This is a genomic window from Pseudoxanthomonas sp. JC1303, assembly GCF_058448525.1.
On sequence record NZ_CP185958.1, the window covers coordinates 3149565 to 3169493 of the forward strand.

The 19929-nt window shown below is 67.9% G+C and carries 22 protein-coding genes, 1 tRNA gene and 1 other RNA gene; 17 read left to right on the top strand and 7 right to left on the bottom strand.

Annotated features, from left to right (window positions below):
- Position 1: 1 nt before the first annotated feature.
- From moaA to ACORQU_RS14120, 4 genes are read left to right on the top strand one after another with little or no spacing between them, the layout of a single operon-like run.
- Positions 2-1027 carry a GTP 3',8-cyclase MoaA gene (gene moaA / locus ACORQU_RS14105; RefSeq protein ID WP_491641730.1) on the top strand — a complete coding sequence of 342 codons (1026 nt, stop codon included), beginning with the start codon at positions 2-4 and terminating at the stop codon, positions 1025-1027.
- On the top strand, positions 1028-1531 hold the full coding sequence (moaC, locus tag ACORQU_RS14110; RefSeq protein ID WP_491641731.1) for a cyclic pyranopterin monophosphate synthase MoaC: 504 nt from the start codon (positions 1028-1030) through the stop codon (positions 1529-1531).
- Complete coding sequence (locus tag ACORQU_RS14115) at positions 1528-1770, top strand: MoaD/ThiS family protein (RefSeq protein ID WP_491641732.1); 243 nt, start codon at positions 1528-1530, stop codon at positions 1768-1770. The genes moaC and ACORQU_RS14115 overlap by 4 nt, the downstream gene beginning before the upstream one ends.
- 2 nt (positions 1771-1772) lie before the next feature.
- Positions 1773-2207, top strand: a complete 435-nt coding sequence (locus ACORQU_RS14120; RefSeq protein ID WP_491641733.1) for a molybdenum cofactor biosynthesis protein MoaE — start codon at positions 1773-1775, stop codon at positions 2205-2207.
- A 303-nt stretch (positions 2208-2510) separates the two neighbouring features.
- Here ACORQU_RS14120 and ffs read toward each other — a convergent pair.
- Positions 2511-2607, bottom strand: an RNA gene (gene ffs / locus ACORQU_RS14125) — signal recognition particle sRNA small type.
- Positions 2608-2683: 76 nt separating this feature from the next.
- Positions 2684-2776 (bottom strand) — tRNA-Ser (locus ACORQU_RS14130).
- A 142-nt stretch (positions 2777-2918) separates the two neighbouring features.
- Between ACORQU_RS14130 and dnaX the strand changes: the two genes are divergently transcribed.
- The 4 genes from dnaX (at position 2919) to ACORQU_RS14150 (ending at position 6175) form a co-directional block, all read left to right on the top strand.
- Positions 2919-4775, top strand: coding sequence for a DNA polymerase III subunit gamma/tau (gene dnaX, locus ACORQU_RS14135; RefSeq protein WP_491641734.1), 1857 nt, complete (start codon positions 2919-2921; stop codon positions 4773-4775).
- A gap of 6 nt (positions 4776-4781) precedes the next feature.
- Positions 4782-5102: a YbaB/EbfC family nucleoid-associated protein gene (locus ACORQU_RS14140; protein WP_271646626.1), complete on the top strand. Its 321-nt coding sequence runs from the start codon at positions 4782-4784 to the stop codon at positions 5100-5102.
- 61 nt (positions 5103-5163) lie between these two features.
- Positions 5164-5760 (top strand): recombination mediator RecR, encoded by a 597-nt coding sequence (gene recR, locus ACORQU_RS14145; RefSeq protein ID WP_491641735.1) that lies wholly within the window; start codon positions 5164-5166, stop codon positions 5758-5760.
- 58 nt (positions 5761-5818) lie between these two features.
- Complete coding sequence (locus tag ACORQU_RS14150) at positions 5819-6175, top strand: histidine triad nucleotide-binding protein (protein ID WP_491641736.1); 357 nt, start codon at positions 5819-5821, stop codon at positions 6173-6175.
- A gap of 72 nt (positions 6176-6247) precedes the next feature.
- Here the strand turns inward: ACORQU_RS14150 and ACORQU_RS14155 are convergent, their stop codons facing one another.
- From ACORQU_RS14155 to ACORQU_RS14170, 4 genes are read right to left on the bottom strand one after another with little or no spacing between them, the layout of a single operon-like run.
- Positions 6248-6784: a Slp family lipoprotein gene (locus tag ACORQU_RS14155; protein ID WP_271646621.1), complete on the bottom strand. Its 537-nt coding sequence runs from the start codon at positions 6782-6784 to the stop codon at positions 6248-6250.
- A 17-nt stretch (positions 6785-6801) separates the two neighbouring features.
- Positions 6802-8772: a transglutaminase TgpA family protein gene (locus tag ACORQU_RS14160; protein WP_491641737.1), complete on the bottom strand. Its 1971-nt coding sequence runs from the start codon at positions 8770-8772 to the stop codon at positions 6802-6804.
- Between the two features lie 3 nt (positions 8773-8775).
- Positions 8776-9726: a DUF58 domain-containing protein gene (locus ACORQU_RS14165; RefSeq protein ID WP_271648728.1), complete on the bottom strand. Its 951-nt coding sequence runs from the start codon at positions 9724-9726 to the stop codon at positions 8776-8778.
- Between the two features lie 12 nt (positions 9727-9738).
- Complete coding sequence (locus ACORQU_RS14170) at positions 9739-10692, bottom strand: AAA family ATPase (protein ID WP_491641738.1); 954 nt, start codon at positions 10690-10692, stop codon at positions 9739-9741.
- A gap of 46 nt (positions 10693-10738) precedes the next feature.
- On the opposite strand from ACORQU_RS14170, the gene ACORQU_RS14175 reads away from it, so the two are divergent.
- Positions 10739-12607, top strand: coding sequence for an ArnT family glycosyltransferase (locus ACORQU_RS14175; protein WP_491641739.1), 1869 nt, complete (start codon positions 10739-10741; stop codon positions 12605-12607).
- 50 nt (positions 12608-12657) lie between these two features.
- On the top strand, positions 12658-13638 hold the full coding sequence (locus ACORQU_RS14180) for a glycosyltransferase (RefSeq protein WP_491641740.1): 981 nt from the start codon (positions 12658-12660) through the stop codon (positions 13636-13638).
- A 521-nt stretch (positions 13639-14159) separates the two neighbouring features.
- On the opposite strand, the gene ACORQU_RS14185 is transcribed toward ACORQU_RS14180, so the two are convergent.
- On the bottom strand, positions 14160-14732 hold the full coding sequence (locus tag ACORQU_RS14185; protein WP_491641742.1) for a Maf family protein: 573 nt from the start codon (positions 14730-14732) through the stop codon (positions 14160-14162).
- A 113-nt stretch (positions 14733-14845) separates the two neighbouring features.
- Here ACORQU_RS14185 and ACORQU_RS14190 point away from each other — a divergent pair, with 113 nt between their 5' ends.
- The 7 genes from ACORQU_RS14190 (at position 14846) to acpP (ending at position 19910) form a co-directional block, all read left to right on the top strand.
- On the top strand, positions 14846-15352 hold the full coding sequence (locus ACORQU_RS14190; RefSeq protein ID WP_271648727.1) for a YceD family protein: 507 nt from the start codon (positions 14846-14848) through the stop codon (positions 15350-15352).
- A 45-nt stretch (positions 15353-15397) separates the two neighbouring features.
- A complete protein-coding gene (rpmF, locus tag ACORQU_RS14195; protein WP_130520075.1) occupies positions 15398-15592 on the top strand; it encodes a 50S ribosomal protein L32 in 195 nt (64 codons plus the stop codon).
- Between the two features lie 78 nt (positions 15593-15670).
- Positions 15671-16666 carry a beta-ketoacyl-ACP synthase III gene (locus ACORQU_RS14200; RefSeq protein WP_491641743.1) on the top strand — a complete coding sequence of 332 codons (996 nt, stop codon included), beginning with the start codon at positions 15671-15673 and terminating at the stop codon, positions 16664-16666.
- Between the two features lie 305 nt (positions 16667-16971).
- Positions 16972-17763, top strand: coding sequence for a BUD32 family EKC/KEOPS complex subunit (locus ACORQU_RS14205; RefSeq protein WP_491641744.1), 792 nt, complete (start codon positions 16972-16974; stop codon positions 17761-17763).
- Positions 17764-17863: 100 nt separating this feature from the next.
- Complete coding sequence (gene fabD, locus ACORQU_RS14210) at positions 17864-18811, top strand: ACP S-malonyltransferase (protein ID WP_491641746.1); 948 nt, start codon at positions 17864-17866, stop codon at positions 18809-18811.
- Entirely contained in the window at positions 18808-19557 is a 750-nt protein-coding gene (gene fabG, locus ACORQU_RS14215) for a 3-oxoacyl-ACP reductase FabG (RefSeq protein WP_491641747.1), read from the top strand. Before fabD ends, fabG begins: the two co-directional genes overlap by 4 nt.
- Positions 19558-19670: 113 nt before the next feature.
- A complete protein-coding gene (acpP, locus tag ACORQU_RS14220) occupies positions 19671-19910 on the top strand; it encodes an acyl carrier protein (RefSeq protein WP_014161144.1) in 240 nt (79 codons plus the stop codon).
- The last annotated feature ends 19 nt before the right edge of the window (positions 19911-19929 follow it).

The following is a 19929-nucleotide window of genomic DNA, read 5'->3' on the forward strand; positions in this document are numbered from 1 at the left end:
CATGAACGCCCGCCTGCGCCCGCTCGAACTGCCGCTGGACCAGCGCGGCCGGCCGCTGCGCGACCTGCGGCTGTCGGTCATCGAGGCCTGCAACTTCCGCTGTGGCTACTGCATGCCGGCCGAGCGGGTGCCGGATGACTACGGGTTCGACAGTGCCACGCGCATGAGTTTCAATGAGATCGAAACGCTGGTGCGCGGCTTTGCCAAGGTGGGCGTCAACAAGCTGCGCATCACCGGTGGCGAGCCCCTGCTGCGCAAGGACCTGCCCGCGCTCATCGCCCGCCTGGCGCAGGTGCCGGGCATCGAAGACCTGGCCCTGACCACCAACGGCTCGCTGCTGGCGCGGCATGCACGCGCGCTGCACGAGGCCGGCCTGCGCCGCATCACCGTAAGCCTGGACGCGCTGGAGCCGGCACGGTTCGCGCAGATGTCCGGCGGCCGTGGGCAGATCGGGGCGGTGCTGGAAGGGATCGAAGCGGCTGTGGCGGCGGGTTTTTCCAGCCTGAAGCTCAATTGCGTGGTGCAACGCGGCGTCAACGAGGACCAGGTGCTGCCCCTGGTCGATTACTTCCGGGGCAGCGGCCACGTGCTGCGCTTCATCGAGTTCATGGACGTGGGCACCTGCAACGACTGGCGTGCGGGCCAGGTCGTGCCTTCGGCCGAACTGCGCGATCGCGTCCATGCGCGCTGGCCGCTGCACCCGCTCGACGCGCACTATCGCGGCGAAGTGGCCGAGCGCCATGCCTTCGACGACGGTGGCGGCGAGATCGGTTTCGTGTCCTCCGTGACCGCGCCGTTCTGCGGTGACTGCCATCGCGCACGCGTCTCGGCCGATGGGCAGCTCTATACCTGCCTGTTCTCCGGCGCCAGCACCGACCTGCGTCCCGCGCTGGCGCAGGGAGAAGATGGGCTGGCCGAGCATGTCGCGGGCTTGTGGTCCCGGCGCGCCGACCGCTACAGCGAGATCCGCGGCCAGGCCGCGCAGCCGCGGCGCAAGCGCGTGGAAATGTTTCTGATCGGGGGTTGAGTGAGTAGTGAAGCACCGCGTGTGGCCGATGGCCTCACCCATCTGGATGCCACCGGCCAGCCGGCCATGGTCGATGTCTCGGCCAAGGCCGTCACCGCGCGCCAGGCCACGGCTGAATGCCAGGTCGTGTTTCCTCCGGACGTGGCTGAGCAGTTGCGCCGCGATGCCTTGCGCAGTGCCAAGGGCGGGATCGTCGACACGGCGGTGATCGCAGGCACCATGGCGGTCAAGCGCACCCACGAGCTGATCCCCTTCTGCCACCCCTTGCCGATCGACGGCTGCAAGCTGTCCATCGACTGGAGTGGAGCGGACGTCTTGCGGATCGAATGCACTGTGCGCACCACCCATCGCACCGGCGTGGAGATGGAAGCCATGACCGGCGCGACCGTGGCGGCCCTGACGGTCTACGACATGTGCAAGGCGCTGTCTCACGCCATCGTGCTGGGCCCGGCCCAGCTGCTGGGCAAACACGGCGGCAAGCGCGATTTCGGAGTCCAGGCATGACGACGCTGGACGTGCTGTATTTCGCCAGCCTGCGCCAGGCGGCGGGCGTGGAGCGCGAATCGGTGCAGACAGCTGCCACCGACCTGGCGGGGCTGTATGCCGAGGTGAAGCGACGCCATGGCTTTGCCTGGGACACCGCGCACCTGCGCGTGGCCCTGGACGGCGCGTTCGCCCGCTGGGACGATGCGCCCGCCGAAGGCGCGCAGGTCGCCTTCATCCCGCCGGTCAGTGGAGGCTGACGATGTCCCGCTTCGCCATCACCGACCAGCAGATCGAGCCAGCCCCGCTGCGTGCGCAGCTGCTGGATGCGTGCGCCGGCGCGTTCGCCAGCTTCGAAGGCTGGGTGCGGGACCATAACGAGGGCCAGCCCGTCTCCGGCCTGCATTACCAGTCCTATGTGGAGCTGGCCACGACCGAGGGCGAGAAGATCCTCGACGAGGCGCTGGCGAAGTTCGACATCGTCGACGCACGCTGCGTGCATCGCATCGGCGAGCTGGCCATCGGCGAAATGGCCGTGTGGGTCGGCGTGTCGGCAGGACATCGCGAAGGCGCGTTCGCGGCCTGTCGCTGGATCATCGACGAAACCAAGGCGCGGGTCCCGATCTGGAAGCGGGAGCGCTACGCCAGTGGCGTGGATGCGTGGCTGCATCCCGCAGTGCCGGACGGCGCCGCCTGACCCTCGGGTTCTTGTAGCGCCGAGCTTGCTCGGCTGCTCTTCTATCAGGTCGCCGCAAGGGCCCAGCGGAAGTCGAGCAAGTTCCGCGCTACGAGCAAGAGCACGGAAAGCGCGACTCGGGCGCGCGGCATCCCCTCGAAAGGTAGAGGCCTCGCCGCATGGCCATCATGCGCTTGTAGCGCCGAGCTTGCTCGGCGGCGCTCCGCTCAGGTCGTCGGGAAAGCCCAGCGGAGCGAGCTCCGCGCTACGGGCGACCGCATGCAGACGAAATGCGAACGCATGGCGTACCCCAAAAAGGTGGCGGCCCCGCCGGCTGACCTCGGCGCCCGCGTCAGTCGATACCGTTGCTGCCTTCCGGCCCTGGCGGGATTTTCGACCTAGCGTCGCGAGGGGCCGACGGGGCCACCATGGACGCGGGCCGCGCACGAGGCGCGGCCCGGGTGTGTTGCGTCATCGCATGGGCGATGACCTGAATCTGGCGGAGAGAGGGGGATTCGAACCCCCGAAGCGCGGTTTAGACGCTTACACACTTTCCAGGCGTGCTCCTTCAACCACTCGGACACCTCTCCGGGACCTGAACATGGCCGTGGCCGCGCTCAGGGGCGCAGATTCTAGCTGTCGGATGGATTTAATGCGAGCGCCAGATGCGAGCGGCGTTCAAGCGGCCCCAACGCGCAGGGCGTGCGACAGGCGCATGGCACAATAGCGGCCATGTCCTACCTCGTCCTGGCCCGCAAGTGGCGCCCCAAGCGTTTTGCCGAACTGGTCGGGCAGGAGCACGTGGTCCGCGCCCTGTCCAATGCTCTGGACACCGGCCGCATCCATCACGCGTTCCTGTTTACCGGCACCCGTGGGGTGGGCAAGACCACCATTGCGCGCATCTTCGCCAAGTCGCTGAACTGTGAGCGCGGCACCAGCGCCGATCCGTGCGGTGAGTGCGCCGCCTGCCTGGACATCGACGCCGGGCGCTACATCGACCTGCTGGAGATCGACGCGGCGTCCAACACCGGCGTGGACGACGTGCGCGAGGTGATCGAGAACGCCCAGTACATGCCCTCGCGCGGCAAGTTCAAGGTCTACCTGATCGACGAGGTCCACATGTTGTCCAAGGCGGCGTTCAACGCGCTGCTCAAGACGCTGGAGGAGCCGCCGGAGCACGTGAAGTTCCTGCTGGCCACGACCGACCCGCAGAAGTTGCCGGTCACCGTGCTCAGCCGCTGCCTGCAGTTCAACCTCAAGCGCCTGGACGAGGAACAGATCGGCGGGCAGATCACCAAGATCCTGGGCGCCGAGCAGATCCCTTGCGAGCAGGGCGCGGTGCACCAGATCGCCAAGGCTGCGGACGGTTCGCTGCGCGATGGCCTGTCGCTGCTGGATCAGGCCATTGCCTATACCGGAGGCGAGCTGGCCGACGCCGGCGTGCGCGCCATGCTGGGCACGGTCGACCGCACCCAGGTCGGCGCGCTGCTGGATGCGCTGTCCGCGGGCGACGGCGCGCGCCTGATGTCCACGATCGCCACGCTGGCCGATTTCTCCCCGGACTGGAGTGGCGTGCTGGAGGCCTTTGCCGAGGCCCTGCACCGTGTCCAGGTGCGGCAATTGGTGCCGGGCGTGACCCTTGAGGCCGAGGGCGTGGATGCAGCCGCCTTCGCCGAACGCCTGCGTCCTGAGGTCGTGCAGCTGTGGTACCAGATGGCGCTCAATGGCCGGCGCGACCTGTATCTGGCGCCGAGCCCGCGGGCGGGCTTCGAGATGAGCCTGCTGCGGATGCTGGCCTTCCGCCCGGCCGGTGCGGGCGATGTCGCCCCCGCCACGGCGGCGACGGCCCGTCCCGCGCCGACGCCTTCCGCCACTGGCCAGGTCGCGGCTGCCGCCGCGCCGGTGGCTCCGGAGGCGGCGACCGCACCACGCCTGCCCGAGCGCGAGGCCGAGGTTGCGCCTCCAGCAGCGCCTCCAGCGCCTCCCGCGGTGGCGGCGCGTGCGCCGGAGCCGACCCAGCCGCAAGCTGCGGTCGCCGCCGATGACGTCCCGCCCTGGGAGGTCCCCGAGCAGGCGGTGAAAGTCGCCGCGCCCGCGGCGCCGGCCGCTGCGATCGACGTCCGCCGCCACGAAGCTGTCGCCCCGGCGCCAGCGCCGGTCATGCCGGTCGTGCCCTCGACCGTGACCAACGCCGCCACCGACATCGCCGATGCCGACCAGTGGCTGGCGCTGGTGGCCTCGGCGCAGTTGAGCGGCCCCTCCAAGCAGCTGGCGGCCAATGCGGCCTTCGGTGGCTACGGGGACGCGGTGCTGCGTCTGTCGCTCGCACCGGGGTTCGAATACCTGCGGACCGAACGTTCGGTCGGCGACCTGTCCGAGGCGCTGGGCGCGGCATTGGGCCAGGCCCCGAAGATCGTGTTCGAAACCGCCGACCACGGCGAGACCCTGGCCCAGCGCGATGCGCGCCGTCAGGACGAGCGTCGCTCCTCGGCCGAGGAGCAGTTCATGAACCATCCCGACGTCCAGCGCCTGATCCAGCAGCAGGGCGCGCGGGTGGTGCCCGATTCCATCCGACCTTTCGACGAGTAAGCACACATGCGCGGAAACATTGCCCAACTCATGCAGCAGGCGCAGAAGATGCAGGAAAACCTGCAGAAGGCGCAGGAAGAACTGGCCAAGCTGGAAGTCACCGGCAACGCCGGCGGCAACATGGTCAGCGTGACCCTCACCGGCGCCAAGGAGTGCCGCAAGGTGCGCATCGATCCTTCGCTGCTCTCCGACGCGGAGATGCTGGAGGATCTGGTGGCCGCCGCCTTCAACGATGCGTCCAACAAGATCGACGCCGAGTCCAAGAACCGGATGGGGTCGGCCACGGCCGGCATGCAGCTGCCGCCGGGCATGAAGCTGCCGTTCTGAAGTCGCCGCTCCGCGCAGGCCCCGGCAGTGTCCGCGGGTCCGCGCAGTACGCCACGCCCGCATGAGCGCCTCCCTGCTGGAACAACTGATCGACGCGTTGCGGGTGCTGCCCGGCGTGGGCAACAAGAGTGCCCAGCGCATGGCCTACCAGCTGCTGGAGCGTGATCGCGCCGGCGGCCGGCGCCTGGCGAGCGTGCTGGGCCAGGCGATGGAGCACATCGGCCATTGCGCGCAGTGCCGGGACTTCACCGAAGGCGCGCTGTGCGCGATCTGCGCCAGCGCCAGCCGCGACCGGCATCAGCTGTGCGCGGTGGAGACGCCCGCCGACCGCCTGGCGATCGAGCAGGCCACCGGCTATCGCGGCCTGTACTTCATCCTGCAGGGACGGCTGTCGCCGCTCGATGGCATCGGTCCACGCGAGTTGGGCCTGGAGCAGCTCGCGAGCCGGCTGGGCGAGGGCGAGGTCACCGAGCTGATCATCGCCACCAATCCCACCGTGGAAGGCGAGGCGACCTCGCACTACCTGGCGCAGTTGGCGCGGCAGGCGGGAGTCAAGCCGATGCGGCTGGCCCACGGCGTGCCGTTGGGAGGCGAGCTGGAATACGTCGACCGCGGCACGCTGTCGCACGCCTTCGGCTCGCGCAGCGAAGTCCTCTGAACGTGTGCGTCCGGCCGGGGGCGGCTAAGCTTGGGCTTTCGCAGCAAGACGGCAGGCCATGAACGACACCCTCTTCGGCAAGATCATCCGGCGCGAGATCCCGGCGACCATCGTCTACGAGGACGACGAGGTGCTGGGCTTCAAGGACATCGCACCGCAGGCGCCGGTGCACGTGCTGTTCATTCCCAAGACCGTCCACGTGCCGACGCTGGACGATCTCAAGACCGACCAGGCCGCGCTGGTGGGCCGGCTGGTGCTGGCCGCCGCCGAATACGCGCGAACCGAAGGCTTTGCCGAGAACGGCTATCGGGTGGTGATGAACTGCCGCGAGGACGCCGGGCAGACCGTCTACCACATCCACCTGCACCTGCTGGCAGGCGCCACGCTGGGGCGCTTCGGCGCACCTGGTGGCTGAGTCGCCGCTTCCCGCATACGGCAGAAGGGCCGGCAATGCCGGCCCTTCGCTTTCAGGTCGATGCCGCTGGGCTTACCACCAGCCCCAACGTGGGCCCCAGCCCCAGCCCGGACCCCAGAACGGGTCGTAGTACGGGCCCGGATACGGGCGCACCTGCACCTCTTTCACTTCCGGCCACAGGTAGACCACGTCGGCGGTCACGCGCGGCAGGCGATAGTCGTACTCGCCGATGCGGGTGTTCTCGAACCCGTCCACGCGGCCGATGAAGGTCACTTCGCGGCCCTTGGCGAAGATCGCCGGGTCATAGAAGCCGGCGCGGCACGCGATGAAGCGACCATCGGTGGCATCCGGGGAGCTGCTCAAGGGACGACCCGTGGCACCCAGGGGGGCGGAGATCATTTCAAAGCAGGTGCTGTCCGCGCGCGGCCTGGTCTCCACGATGCGACCGCCCCAGCGGACCTGGGCCCCGGCCTGCGCGCCGGCGACGGTGTCGCGGGGAGTGACGCCGGGGAATTCGCCCTGCAGCGGCTTGGGAACGGTGGCACAGGCACCGAGAAAAATCGCCAGGGCTCCAGCAGCCAGCAAGCGGACGGAAGCAGTCGTATTCATACAGACCTCGCTGTGGTTCACGGACGGTGCCGGCGCAGATCGCGTATCAGCGCCCGGACGTCCGCATGACTCAGAGCGTAACGCGATTCCGCGAAACGCCGGCTGAGTGAGATGAGGTTCTCGTTTGTGTCAGGCCGGTCACGTCGCGCATCTGCAACGCGCCGCGCCCAGGCCATCGCCGGCTCGGATGCCAGGGGTTCCAGGCCGTAGCGCCGGTAGCGGCGGCCCAGGCGATGCCACTGACGCAGCAGCGGGTCGCGCTCGCGTTCGCCACGTGCCAGCAGCCAGGCCATGCCTAGCAAGGTGCCGCCGCCGGCAAGGGCGAACAGCAGGCCGAGCTTGCCCTCGTCCAGTCGCCCGAAACCCAACGGCCGCAGCAGGTCGCGCTGGCGCTGCGCATCGAAGCTCAGGACCAGGTCGTTCCAGTTGCGGCGCAGCCAGTCGCTGACCTCGGAAAAGCGGCTCAGGCCGGCAAAGCCGCCAGCGTCACCGTCGCCGGCCTGGGCCCGGTCGTCGATCGTGTCGTAGATGCGCTCGGGTGCCACCGCGGCGGTGGGATCCACGCGCACCCAGCCACGCCCGGGCAGCCAGACTTCGGCCCAGGCATGGGCGTCCTGGCGACGGATGATCCAGTAGCCGCCGCCCAAGGAGTTGCGCACGCCGCCGACATAACCAGTGACCACGCGCGCCGGAACGCCCGCCGCGCGCATCAGGATCACGAACGACGAACTGAACTGCTCGCAGAAGCCCTGCCGGGTCTGGAACAGGAATTCGTCGGCCATGTCGCGCCCGGGCAAGGGAATGTCGAGCGTGTAGGCGAAGTCCTGCCGGATCCAGTCCATCGCCCGGCGCACGATCGCCGCATCGTCGCGGCCCGCCGCGTCACGCCACTGGCGCCCCAGCGCGACGGTGCGTGGATTGAAGCCCGGCGGCAGCCGCAAGGCCTGCCGCAGCTCCGCGGGACCGGCATCGGCGGCAAACCGTGCCGGCGCCGAGGATTGCAGCCGCCAGCGGGTGAGACCGGACAGCGGGCGTGCGGAGATCAGTTCGTAATCGCCCGCCAGGCGCGCGCCATCGGGGGCCGAAAGCGGCAGGTCCAGGGCGACCAGCTGGCGCCGGTCCGTGGGTTCGTAGTCGAGCTGGTAGTCGTATCGCGGCCCGCGACGGGTGACCTCCACGGGCGCGCGATTGCGCGATGGGCCCGAGGCCTGCCAAGTCCGTCCATCGAAATCGGTCAGCACTGGCCCGCGCCAGTACATCTGCGAAGACGGGGGCGTGGGGCCGAAGAAGCGCACCCGCGCCGCTGGGGTGTCATCGGCGAGCAGGTCGATCCATTCGCCGGGCTTCATCGTGTCGGCCAGGCCGGGGCGGCCGACCGCGCGTTCGGGCAGGCCCCACAGCGGGTTGGACAGGCGCGGGAACAGCCAGAACGTCAGCAGCACCAGCGGAACGCCCATCAGGACCAAGCGTCCGATCTGCCAGGGGCGGGCGCGATGAAGGGTGCTCGCGCCCAACACTGTCAGCCCCGACTCCAGGGCTGCCAGGCGTTGCATGGCCACCAGCGCGCACAGCACCGAGGCCAGGCCCAGCGCCATCGTCATCGGGCCTTGGTCGAGCAGGAAAGCGGCGAAGGGCGCGAACAACGCGAAGCCGACCAGGCTGCGCCCATCGCGCAGACTGGTGGTTTCGGTGGGTTTGATCGCCAGCATCGCCGCAAGCAAGGCACACCCGGTATCGCGTCCGAAGTGCGGCCCGGCCGACCACAGCACCGCGCCCAGTGCCGTCAGCGCCAGGACCAGGCGCAGCAGCAATGGGATCGGCCGGCGCCAGGCGATGCCTGCGCTGAGCAGGCCGACGCTCCCCACGGCGATGGCGGTGCTGCCCGGCAGCTGCAAGAGCAGGGGCAGAAGGCCAAATCCCGCTGAGGCCAGCGCCCACAGGCGGCTGCGCGGATCCAGACGGGGTGAAGTGGAGCGGCGGGCGAGCACGTGTCAGCCGGCCGGCATCAGGGCCAGGGCCCGCAGGCACTGATGGCGATGCTCGGCACCCAGGGCGGGGCCGAGCGGTGCCTGCCCCGGCAGGCGCAGGCGATAGCGGCAGGCCTGACGTTCCGCCAGTTCGACCCAGTGCGCGAGCCGGCGAATCCTTGCCTCGTAGGGCAGGGCGGCCAGGGACGCCCAGTCCAGCGAGACCTCCACCCCGACCGGATGCTCGTACTCACGGACCAGGAGCGTGTCGCGTCGCGCGGAAGGCTTCCACGCGATGGTGCGCGGTGCATCGCCGGGGCGATAGGCGCGCAGGTGGTGGAGTTCCTCACCCGCGGCCTGCACGCGGGTGCGCCGCGCCGCGCCGGCCGGGGCGGGCAACGGCGGGCCATCGGCCTCGACCGCCGGATAGACCAGCAGCGGGGTCGCCGGCCAGATCCAGGACCAGGCCCGTGCCACGCCCAATGGCTGGGTGGTGGACGCCCGCAGGCGCGGCAGGTGTAGCCAGCCGCGCACCTCGGTGGGGTGGGCGAGGCCGGCCACCACCGTACTGTCCAGCAGGCTGGGGACCAGCACCTCTTCGCCCCCGGACCCCAGCCGCAGCCCGACGCGGGCGCGGCGGTCCGCTTCGGAAAGGGCGACTTGAACCAGCAGGGGGGCGCCGGCGTGGACCGGCTCGGCCCGCACCGCCTCCACGCGCAGCCCCGAAAGCTGCAGGTGCGCTGCCAAAAGGCTGGCCATCAGCGTGGCCGCCAGCAGCAGGGCGAGCAGCAGAGCGGGGTTGTTGTTGTAGTTCAACGCGCCGAGCAGCATCGTGGCCACCAGCAGGCCGGCGAACAGACCAAACGGAGTCGGCAGCACATAGACCCGGCGTCGATCCAGCGTGACCGGCAAGGTCTCGGCCTGGCGCGGCCGCGCCAGCAAGGCCAGTCGCTGGCGCAGCCCGGTCGTGCGGATCGCACTCACTGATCAGTCCACCGACACCGCGTGGAGGATGGCGTGGGACAACTCGGTGGAAGAACTGCCCTCGGTATCGGGGACGAGCCTGTGTGCGGCCACCGCCGGGAACAGCGTCTGCACGTCCTCGGGCAACACGTGGTCACGGCCGAGCAGCAGCGCATGCGCACGCGCGCCGCGCAGCAGGGCCAGCCCCGCGCGCGGCGACAGTCCCACGCGCACCCCTGGCTGGCGCCGGCTGCGGGAGAGCAGGGCCTGGACGTAGTCGATCAGCGTCTCGCTAGCATGAACGCCGCCGACGGCTTGGCGCAGGGCGAGCACCTGCTCCACGCCCAGCAGCGGGCGCGTGCTGGCGATGAGCTCGCGCCGGTCGCTGCCGGCGAGCAGGGCGCGCTCGTCCTTGGCATCGGGATAACCCAGCCCCATGCGCAGCAGGAAGCGGTCCAGTTGCGAATCGGGCAGTGGGTAGGTGCCCGACAGGTCCATCGGGTTCTGCGTGGCGATCACGAAAAAGGGTTCGTCCAACGTGTGCGTGGTGCCATCCAATGTGACCTGGTGTTCGGCCATCGCCTCGAGCAGGGCGCTCTGGGTGCGCGGGGGCGCGCGATTGATCTCGTCGGCCAGCAGGATGTTGGTGAACACCGGGCCGGGATGGAACTGGAACTGACGCGTCTGCGCGTCATAGATCGACACGCCCAGCACATCGCCGGGCAACAGGTCGGAGGTGAACTGCACGCGCTGGAACCCGAGGCCGAGCGTGGCGGCCATGGCATGGGCCAGCGTCGTCTTGCCCAATCCGGGCAGATCCTCGATGAGCAGATGGCCATCGGCCAGCAGGGCGACGAACGCCAGGCGCACCTGCAGGCGCTTGCCCAACACCAGTCCATTCACTTGCGCCTGTGCCTGCTGCAGGGCCTGCACCAGGGCATCGGGTAGCATCGGGTGCGTTGCCGGGCTGTCCTGCATCGTATCTCCCACCTCACGTTGTCTGCGATTTGAGTGTACTGGCTCCATGAATGACGAAGCGCGCGCGCAGCGCACGTTCCTGACGCTGTGGCTGTGCCTGACCGTGATCAAGATCCTGATCGCGGCGCGCCTGCCGTTGTTCGTCGACGAGGCCTTCTACTGGCAGGAGGGTCGGCACCTGGCGGCGGCCTATTCCGACCTGCCGGGCCTGACCGCTTGGATGGTGCGCCTGGGAACGGCAATCGGAGGCCAGCATGTGTTGGCCATCCGCATGCCCTTCCTGCTGCTGGCCGCTCTTTTGCCGTGGCTGCTGGCGGGTATTGGCGGGCGCTGGTTCGGACGCGCGGCGGGCTGGCGTGCCGGCGCGCTGGTCCTGCTGATGCCGCTGTCGGGCAGCCTGGGCATCATGGCGGTGCCCGATGTGCCGATGGCCTTTGCCACCGTGCTGTGCCTGGATGCCGGAGCCCGCCTGCTGCGCGAGGTGGAGGCGGCCGCGGCAGCGGAATTGGCCCTGGGTCTGGTGATCGGGGCGTTGAGCCATTACCGCTTCGCCGGTGTGGTCGGTGTGGGTTTCATTGCCTTGCTGCTGATGCCACGCGGCCGGCGCGTGCTGCTGGACGTGCGCGTCTGGGTGGCGCTGGCGATGGGTGTGGCCGCCTGGATGCCGCTGATCGCCTGGAACATCGAGAATGCCGATGCGGGCCTGCGCTTCCAACTGGTGGACCGACATCCCTGGACGTTCCAGGCGACTGGCGTGCTGTTCGTGGTGGTACAGGCCGCATTGGTGACGCCGCTGCTGTTCTTTGCGCTGCTCCAGGTGCTGCGTCGCGCGTTCGCCGACCACGGGCAGATGCCGTCGCAATGGCGTTACTTTGGCCTGCTCGGTGGCGTGTCGACCCTTGGCTTCTTCGCGCTGGGGTTCTTTGCCGATGTCGAGCGCGTCAGTTTCCACTGGACGCTGCCTGGATATCTGCCGCTGCTGCTGGCGGTGCCCACCTTGCTGCAGGAATGGCCGCGCCGGCTACGCCAGGCGACCTGGGCGCTGTGCGGGGCCGGCCTGGCGGTGGTGCTGGGCTATTACCTGGTGGCTTCGGTGCCGCGCTGGCGGGAAGACCTGGCGGCCAACAAGTTCTATCCCTACAACTTTGCCGGCTGGGACCAGCTGGCCGTGGCGGTGCGCGAGGAGCTGGCCCGCCATCCCGGGCAGACGGGCATGCTGGCCGACAACTTCAAACTGGGCGCGGAACTCGGGTTCGCGCTGGGCGACGATGCGATCCCGGTGCTGGACCATCCGCTCAACGTCAAGCATGGGCGTGCCCCGCAGTTGCGCCTGTGGAACCTGCATCGCGATGGCAGCAGCCCCACTGCGCAACTGCTGGTGGTTGGTGCCAGCGAAGTGCAATACAAGCTTCTGCTGGCGCGTTACCACGCGCTATGCGAGCGGGTGGGGCCGTTGCCGCCTCCGCGCGTGATCAATGTCGATCATGGGCGCCAGCGCTTTCTGTTGTTCTATCTGCCCAAACGCGATGCGGCGCACTCGCGACGCGACCAGGAAGGGCGCGGGCCGGTATGCACGACGCCCGCGATGGCCTGGATCGATCATCCGGTCAGCGGTGCAAGCGTGTCGGGCGCATTCACGGTGCAAGGCTGGGCGTTCAAGGACGGCGTCGGGCTGAAGGGCGTGGAGGTCCTCATCGACGGCAAGGTGGTGGCACAGGCGCGCTATGGTCTGCCCGATCCGGGGGTGGCGGTGTACTGGAAGATCTCGACCGATCCGCATCATCCCGACGTGGGATTCCGCGCGCAGGTCGATGTCAGCGGGCTGCGCCCCGGTCGGCATTGGATGGGGCTGCGCCTGCATGGCCAGGACGACAGCGTCGAGGACTGGTCGGAACAGCCGGTTGACATCAAGTAGCCGCGGCGGGTTAGCTTGCGTCCCGCTGCCACACAGTCATCCCGCACCAGATGGAAGTCTCGACCATGGAGGTCAGCGCGGCGATGCGCCCGCACGGCCTGCGCATTGCAGTCCTGATCCCCTGCCACGACGAAGCGGGAACGGTCGGTGAGGTCGTGCGCGGGTTCGCTGCGGCGCTTCCCGGCGCGCAGCTTCATGTCTTCGACAATAATTCCAGTGACGGGACTGCCGAGGTGGCCCGCGCTGCGGGCGCTCAGATGCGTGCCGTGCACCTGCAGGGGAAGGGCAACGTGGTGCGGCGGCTGTTCGCCGATGTCGAGGCCGACGTCTATGTCCTGGTCGACGGTGACGGCACGTACGATCCAGCCGCCGCGCCGATGCTGGTCGACACCTTGTTGCGCGACGGGCTGGACATGGTGGTGGGAGCGAGACAGAGCCAAGTGCAAGAGGCCTACCGTGCTGGTCACCGCACCGGCAACCGCTTGCTGACCGGCTGCGTGGGGCAGCTGTTCGGACGCAGCTTCGCAGACCTGCTGTCGGGGTACCGCGTGTTCTCGCGACGCTACGTCAAGTCGTTCGGGGCGCATGCGGCCGGGTTCGAGACCGAAACCGAACTCGCCGTGCACGCCCTACAGTTGCGCATGCCGGTGGCCGAAGTACTTACCCGCTACGGTGCCCGTCCGGAGGGTTCGGTGAGCAAACTCAACACTTGGCGCGATGGCGCGCGGATCCTGGCGACCATCGTCCGCCTGTTCAAGGCCGAGCGTCCCCTGCTGTTCTTTTCGATCGGTTTCCTCGGGTGTGCGCTCACTTCAATCCTGATCGCCTTGCCGTTGCTGTTCACCTATCTAGAAACGGGCCTTGTCCCGCGTTTCCCGACGGCGATCCTGTCTGTGGCACTGATGTTGCTAGGCTTTTTGCTCCTGGCCTGCGGTCTCATCCTTGATACGGTGACGCGAGGGCGCATCGAGGCCAAGCATCTGGCCTACCTGAGTGTTCCCATGGAAAAGCCGCGTAGCGCGGTTACGTAAGCAGCAGGGAAGGGCGACGCGTTACGGACGGTCGGTGTCGCAGGGGCAGCAATCAAGTGCCAGGCCTTGATTGAAACGGGCTGGAGTGCGGTCGGGGGGAGCCCGTGCTGATAGATCACGATCCATTGCTCCGTAGCGCTTAGCGCTGTCAGCCCTGCGTGGCCGCCCGCACCTCTACGTGTGTTGGCTGTTGCGAGTAATCGGCTCGCGTCTGCACGCCGATCAGCTGAATCGTGGGGCTGAGCGCATGGGACTGGAGGGTGTGCTGGGGTGTCGCTTGCTGCACCGGTGGCCGACAAGCCTGATGGGGTCGGAGAATCCGGCTGGGACGTGCCGGCTGGAGGTGGTGACCCACAACGCCCGCCATGCGGCGAGACGCAGAAATGGCTATGCACGCCGCTACGGACCTTTCGGACAATGGGCTTGCGCTCGATCGAGACTCCTGCGTGGTCGTGGCGGCTTGGATCGATCGAGCATGGTTTCCCGAGCGGTGGATGTCGAGTGACGCCGGCAGCGGGTGGTTAGGGGATGCGGAAGCCGGCATCGCGCAGCAGCCGCGCGGTGGCGATCAGCGGGAGCCCGACCAGGGCGGTGGGATCACGGGTTTCGATCGCCTCGAACAGGCTGATGCCCAGGCCCTCGCATTTGAAGCTGCCCGCGCAGTCGTAAGGCGTTTCCGCATCGACGTAGCGCGCGATCTGCTCCGCCGGGAGCGAACGCAGGACGACGCGGGTCACATCGGTGGCTTCCTGCCATCGGGTGCCGTCGGTCAGGCACACGCTGGTGTGGAATTCCACCGCACGTCCGGACATGGCCTCCAATTGCGCCAGCGCCGCTGCCCGCCCGCCTGGTTTGCCGACAGGGGCGCCGTCCAAGTCGGCGGTCTGGTCCGAGCCGATCACCCAGGCTCCCTGACATTGTTCCGCGACGGTCTGGGCCTTGGTGCGCGCCAGACGCACGGCCAGGCTCTGCGGAGGCTCGCCCGGCAGGGGCGTTTCGTCGACCAGGGGGCGTCTGGCCTGGAACGGGACGCGCAGTCGCTGCAGCAGCTCGGCACGGTAGGTCGAGGTGGAGGCCAGGATCAGGTGGGGCATGAGGCGGGTGGCGGTCGTGCGGGCCGGGCAGTGTGCGACCGGCACCGGGATGCGACAATGTCAGTCGCCTGGATTTGACACGCTGCCAGCAGATCTCTAACATTTTGCGGCTTATGTCCGCGCACGTGCCCGAAATCCTGGATGCTTGGCGCATGGTTGCGGCGCGACGCAGTTTCGAAGGCAAGGTGCCCCTGGCGGCACTACGCCGGCTGGACGGGCTGTTGACCGATGCCGAGGGCGAGGTGGCGTTTGCGCTTCAGTTTGATCGCGACGCGCTGCAGGTGCCTTACGTGGAGTTGAGGATCGAGACGGCGCTGCCGCTGGAATGCCAGCGCAGCCTGGAGCGGTTCCTGCTCCCCGTTTCGATGGTCCAGCGGCTTGGCTTGATCCGGGACGAGGCCGACGAGGCCGCGCTGCCGGCCGAGTTCGAGGCCCTGCTGGTGCCCGAGGACGGCATGCTGCGGACCTTGGATCTGGTGGAGGATGAGCTGGTGCTGGCCGTTCCGGCAGTCCCGATGAATCCGGAGTTGCCCGCGGTGGAGCTTGATGTCTCCCCGCAGCAGGAAGAACTGGCGAAGGCCAGCCCGTTCGCGGCGCTGGCATCGCTCAAGAAGAACTGACCGCGCTTTGGCGGTTGGAATACGAGACTTGTTTGGAGCAAGACCATGGCTGTTCAGAAATCCCGCGTCACCCCGTCCCGCCGCGGCCAGCGCCGTGCGCACGATGCCCTCACCGCCAAGCAGCTGGCCACCGACCCGACCACGGGCGAGACCCACATCCGCCATCACGTGACCGCTGACGGCTACTACCGCGGCAAGAAGGTCATCGCGACCAAGTCGGCGGTTGTCGACGAAGAATGAGCCTGGCGGCGCGCTTGATGCGTGCCTGACCTCTCATTTTTCTGGCCCGTTTTCGCGGGTCGCGCAACGGGAATCACGATGAGCCAGCCGGTGACGAACGGTCGTATCTACTCGCGTATCGCAGGCACCGGAAGCTGCCTGCCGAAAAAAGTGATGACCAACGACGATCTGTCCAAGATCGTCGACACCAGCGACGAGTGGATCCGCACCCGCACCGGTATTCGTGAGCGCCACATCGCCGGCGAAGGCGAGACCAGCGGCACCCTGGGGCACCAGGCGGCGTTGCTGGCGATGGAAGCTGCGGGTGTGACCGCTGACGAGCTGGACCTGATCGTCGTGGGCACCACGACGCCGGACATCATTTTTCCGTCGACCGCCTGCCTGATCCAGTCCAAGCTGGGGGCGGAAGGCTGCATGGCGATGGACGTCAACGCGGCCTGCTCGGGCTTCATCTACGCGTTGACGGTCGCGGACAAGTTCATCCGGACCGGGGACGCGAAGACCGTGCTGGTGCTGGGCGCGGAGACCCTGACCCGTATTACCGACTGGACCGACCGCACCACCTGCGTGTTGTTCGGCGACGGCGCGGGCGCGGTCGTGCTCAAGGCAGATACCGAGACCGGCATCCTCAGCACCCACCTGCATGCCGATGGCAGCAAGAAGGAACTGCTGTGGAATCCGGTCGGCATTTCCGCTGGCTTCCAGCCGGACGCGCCCAATGCCGGATCGCGGATCCTGATGAAGGGCAACGACGTGTTCAAGTACGCCGTCAAGGCGCTCGACGCGGTCGTCGACCAGGCCCTGGCCGCCAACCAGTTGGACAAGCACGACCTGCACTGGCTGGTGCCGCATCAGGCCAACCTGCGCATCATCGAAGCCACTGCCAAACGGCTGGACATGTCCATGGACCAAGTCGTGGTCACGGTGGACCGGCACGGCAACACCTCGTCGGCCTCGGTCCCGCTGGCCCTGGACGAAGCGGTGCGTGATGGACGCATCCAGCGCGGTCAGCTGGTGCTGCTGGAGGCGTTCGGCGGCGGCTTCACCTGGGGTTCGGTGCTGTTGCGCTTCTGAGCGGCGGGACCGCGCCGCGGCGCGGGGCGTTCCTTGTTCCTTCTTGCTCTTCGTGGTGTGCCTTGGTGAAGGCGCACGGGTCACTCGTGCGCGGATCGATGCTTTATTGAGCCTGGCCCACCGCCCTGCCGCACTGTTCCCCTCTCAATGCCCCCGGCCATGCCGGGTGCGCTTGCGCGCGCCTTGCGCTGGGCCGTGCGCGTTCGCGACGCCTGCGCGGTGCTGTGCGTTCCGATGGCGTTAACCCTCGAGGGTTAACATCTTTCCGACATGACAGGGTTGTCATGCTGTGACGGAGTGCCCCCATGGTTGAACCCATTCTGATCGACGGCCGTCAGGCCTGGCTGAAACGTTATGGCAATGGCGGCAGTCGCATGCTGTCGCTCGGCGCCCTGGATCTGTTGGCCAGCAAGCTCGGCATGGCGCCGCTGCGACCGCCGCCGCATCGCGTCGGCACCGCCGCCCTGGATGTCGAAGCGCGTCGCCTGAACGAGCTGGCGGCACAGCATGTGCACGTGCCCGAGGTGATCGGGCGGGGGCGCACTTCGTTGGTGCTCACCGACAATGGCCGCTCGCTGGCGGCTTGGCTGCGCGATGCGCAGGACGATGCGCAGCGCGACCGATTGACGCGATTGGCGCTCGCTGCGATCGCCAAGGCGCATGCAGAAGGCGCGTACTTCGGCCAGCCATTGCCACGCAACATGACCTTCGATGGCGAGCAGATCGGCTTCATTGATTTCGAGGAAGATCCGCTGGAAGTCATGAGTCTGGCCCAGGCTCAGGCGCGTGACTGGCTGATGTTCGGCTATGGCGTGGCCCGCTACTACGAGCGTCGGCCCGCCGTGCTGGAGGGGCTGATGCGTGAGGCCATGACCCGCGGCGGTCGTGACGTGCAAGCGCAGACCCATCAGGTCACCACGCGGCTCCAGCGCCTGGCCGCGGTCTGCAATCGCCTGGGACGCAAGGCGCGTCGTCTCGCCCACGCCGTGCTGGTGTTGCATGGCGCCAGCACCCTGGGTGTGCTGGTGATCGCGACCCTGGCCTTCGACTGGTTCAGCGATGGCGACCTGGATGTGCTGCGCCTGTTGGTGGGTTGATGCCACGGTGTGAAGGGGCGGCATACGCCGCAGTACAGACGCCTTACCCCTTTCACCCGTATCATCGCCCCTCGTTTTTTGCAGCAGGGCGTCTTTGCGCGTGACAGACACCACACTTGCCTTCGTTTTCCCGGGCCAGGGATCGCAATCCATCGGCATGCTCGCCGAATTGGCCGAGTTGCACCCTCAGGTGCGCGATACCTTCAACGAAGCCTCCGACGGCGCTGGCGCGGACCTGTGGGCCCTGTCGCAGGGCGGCCCCGAAGAGATGCTCAATCGCACCGAATACACCCAGCCGGCGCTGCTGGCGGCGGGCGTCGCCGTCTGGCGCCTGTGGCGCAAGCAGGGCGGCCCGACGCCAGCACAGCTGGCCGGGCACAGCCTGGGCGAATACACCGCGCTGGTCGCGGCCGGTGCGCTGTCGTTGAAGGATGGCGCGCATCTGGTGCGCATCCGCGGGCAGTTGATGCAGGAAGCCGCTCCGGCCGGCGTCGGTGCGATGGCCGCCGTGCTCGGCGCCGAGGACGCGATGGTGTTGGAGGTCTGCGAGCAGGTGTCAGGCACCAAGGTTGTCGTCCCGGCGAACTACAACTCCCCAGGCCAGATCGTGATCGGCGGCGACGCTGAGGCAGTCGATGCCGCCATCGCCGAACTCAACGCGCGCGGCGTGCGCAAGACCGTGAAGCTGGCGGTCAGCGTGCCTTCGCATACCCCGCTAATGCGCGAGGCCGCCAATCGCCTGGCCGACACCATCAAGGGGCTGTCCTGGCACCTGCCGGCGTTGCCTGTGGTGCAGAACGTCGACGCCAAGGTGCACGATTCGATCGACGCGATTGCCGATGCCCTGGTGCGCCAGCTCTACCTGCCGGTGCGTTGGACCGACTGCGTGCAGGCACTGTCCGCTGGCGGTGCCACGCGTATCGCCGAATGTGGTCCCGGCAAGGTGCTGGCCGGCCTGATCAAGCGCATCGACAAGTCGGTCGACGCGCGTACGCTGTCCACGCCCGCCGAGTTCGCCTCGGCGCTGGAAACCTGGAAAACCGCATGAATGCAGCACTTCCCCTGTCCGGTGAAATCGCTCTGGTCACCGGCGCCAGCCGCGGCATCGGCGCGGCCATTGCCGACACCCTCGCCGCGCAGGGCGCCACCGTCATCGGCACGGCGACCAGCGACAACGGTGCGCAGGCCATCGCCCAGCGCATGGAGCCCATCGGCGGCCATGGCCGCACGCTGGACGTCACCGACGCCGCTGCCGTTGATGCGCTGATCGACGCGACCGCGAAGGAATTCGGTCCGATCTCGATCCTGGTCAACAACGCTGGGATCACCCGCGACAACCTGCTGATGCGGATGAAGGAAGAGGACTGGGATGCGATCCTGGACACCAACCTGTCCAGCGTCTTCCGCACGTCCAAGGCGGTGATGCGCGGCATGATGAAGGCGCGCAAGGGTCGCATCATCAATATCGCCTCGGTCGTCGGTGTGACCGGCAACCCGGGCCAGACCAACTACTCGGCGGCCAAGGCTGGCATCATTGCCTTCTCCAAGTCGCTGGCCAAGGAAATCGGTTCGCGCGGCGTCACCGTCAACGTGGTCGCTCCGGGCTTCATCGATACCGACATGACCAAGGCGCTGCCCGAAGAGACCAGGCAGGCATTGCTGGGCCAGATCGCGCTGGGCCAGTTGGGTGAGCCGGCCGACATCGCCAACGCGGTGGCCTTCCTGGCGGGCCCGGCCGCCAAGTACATCACTGGCGAGACCTTGCACGTCAACGGCGGCATGTACATGCCGTGACATAAAATTCGGTCCTAAGTGGCTGATTCGAAGGGGCTTGCGGCGCCGTGCCAGCAGGCCCCGCTTTCCCTTACACTATCCCGTGTTTACCCATCTCCGGTTGGAGCGAATCCATGAGCAGCATTGAAGAACGCGTCAAGAAGATTGTTGTCGAACAGCTTGGCGTCAAAGAAGAAGAAGTCACCACCAGCGCATCGTTCGTGGACGATCTGGGCGCCGACTCGCTGGACACCGTCGAGCTGGTCATGGCGCTTGAAGAAGAATTCGAGTGCGAAATTCCGGACGAAGAGGCCGAGAAGATCACCTCCGTCCAGCAGGCCATTGATTACGTCAAGGCGCACGTCAAGGCCTGATACGCCCTGATGCAAGTGA

Bases quoted from the DNA above. Each gene is read 5' to 3' on its own strand.
- ACORQU_RS14115 (WP_491641732.1), top strand. From the start codon at position 1,528: ATGACGACGCTGGACGTGCTGTATTTCGCCAGCCTGCGCCAGGCGGCG.
- ACORQU_RS14140 (WP_271646626.1), top strand. From the start codon at position 4,782: ATGCGCGGAAACATTGCCCAACTCATGCAGCAGGCGCAGAAGATGCAG.
- dnaX (WP_491641734.1), top strand. From the start codon at position 2,919: ATGTCCTACCTCGTCCTGGCCCGCAAGTGGCGCCCCAAGCGTTTTGCC.
- ACORQU_RS14170 (WP_491641738.1), bottom strand. From the start codon at position 10,692: ATGCAGGACAGCCCGGCAACGCACCCGATGCTACCCGATGCCCTGGTG.
- moaA (WP_491641730.1), top strand. From the start codon at position 2: ATGAACGCCCGCCTGCGCCCGCTCGAACTGCCGCTGGACCAGCGCGGC.
- ACORQU_RS14200 (WP_491641743.1), top strand. From the start codon at position 15,671: ATGAGCCAGCCGGTGACGAACGGTCGTATCTACTCGCGTATCGCAGGC.
- recR (WP_491641735.1), top strand. From the start codon at position 5,164: ATGAGCGCCTCCCTGCTGGAACAACTGATCGACGCGTTGCGGGTGCTG.
- ACORQU_RS14175 (WP_491641739.1), top strand. From the start codon at position 10,739: ATGAATGACGAAGCGCGCGCGCAGCGCACGTTCCTGACGCTGTGGCTG.
- ACORQU_RS14190 (WP_271648727.1), top strand. From the start codon at position 14,846: ATGTCCGCGCACGTGCCCGAAATCCTGGATGCTTGGCGCATGGTTGCG.
- acpP (WP_014161144.1), top strand. From the start codon at position 19,671: ATGAGCAGCATTGAAGAACGCGTCAAGAAGATTGTTGTCGAACAGCTT.
- ACORQU_RS14205 (WP_491641744.1), top strand. From the start codon at position 16,972: ATGGTTGAACCCATTCTGATCGACGGCCGTCAGGCCTGGCTGAAACGT.
- rpmF (WP_130520075.1), top strand. From the start codon at position 15,398: ATGGCTGTTCAGAAATCCCGCGTCACCCCGTCCCGCCGCGGCCAGCGC.
- fabG (WP_491641747.1), top strand. From the start codon at position 18,808: ATGAATGCAGCACTTCCCCTGTCCGGTGAAATCGCTCTGGTCACCGGC.
- ACORQU_RS14120 (WP_491641733.1), top strand. From the start codon at position 1,773: ATGTCCCGCTTCGCCATCACCGACCAGCAGATCGAGCCAGCCCCGCTG.
- ACORQU_RS14185 (WP_491641742.1), bottom strand. From the start codon at position 14,732: ATGCCCCACCTGATCCTGGCCTCCACCTCGACCTACCGTGCCGAGCTG.
- ACORQU_RS14180 (WP_491641740.1), top strand. From the start codon at position 12,658: ATGGAAGTCTCGACCATGGAGGTCAGCGCGGCGATGCGCCCGCACGGC.
- ACORQU_RS14150 (WP_491641736.1), top strand. From the start codon at position 5,819: ATGAACGACACCCTCTTCGGCAAGATCATCCGGCGCGAGATCCCGGCG.
- ACORQU_RS14155 (WP_271646621.1), bottom strand. From the start codon at position 6,784: ATGAATACGACTGCTTCCGTCCGCTTGCTGGCTGCTGGAGCCCTGGCG.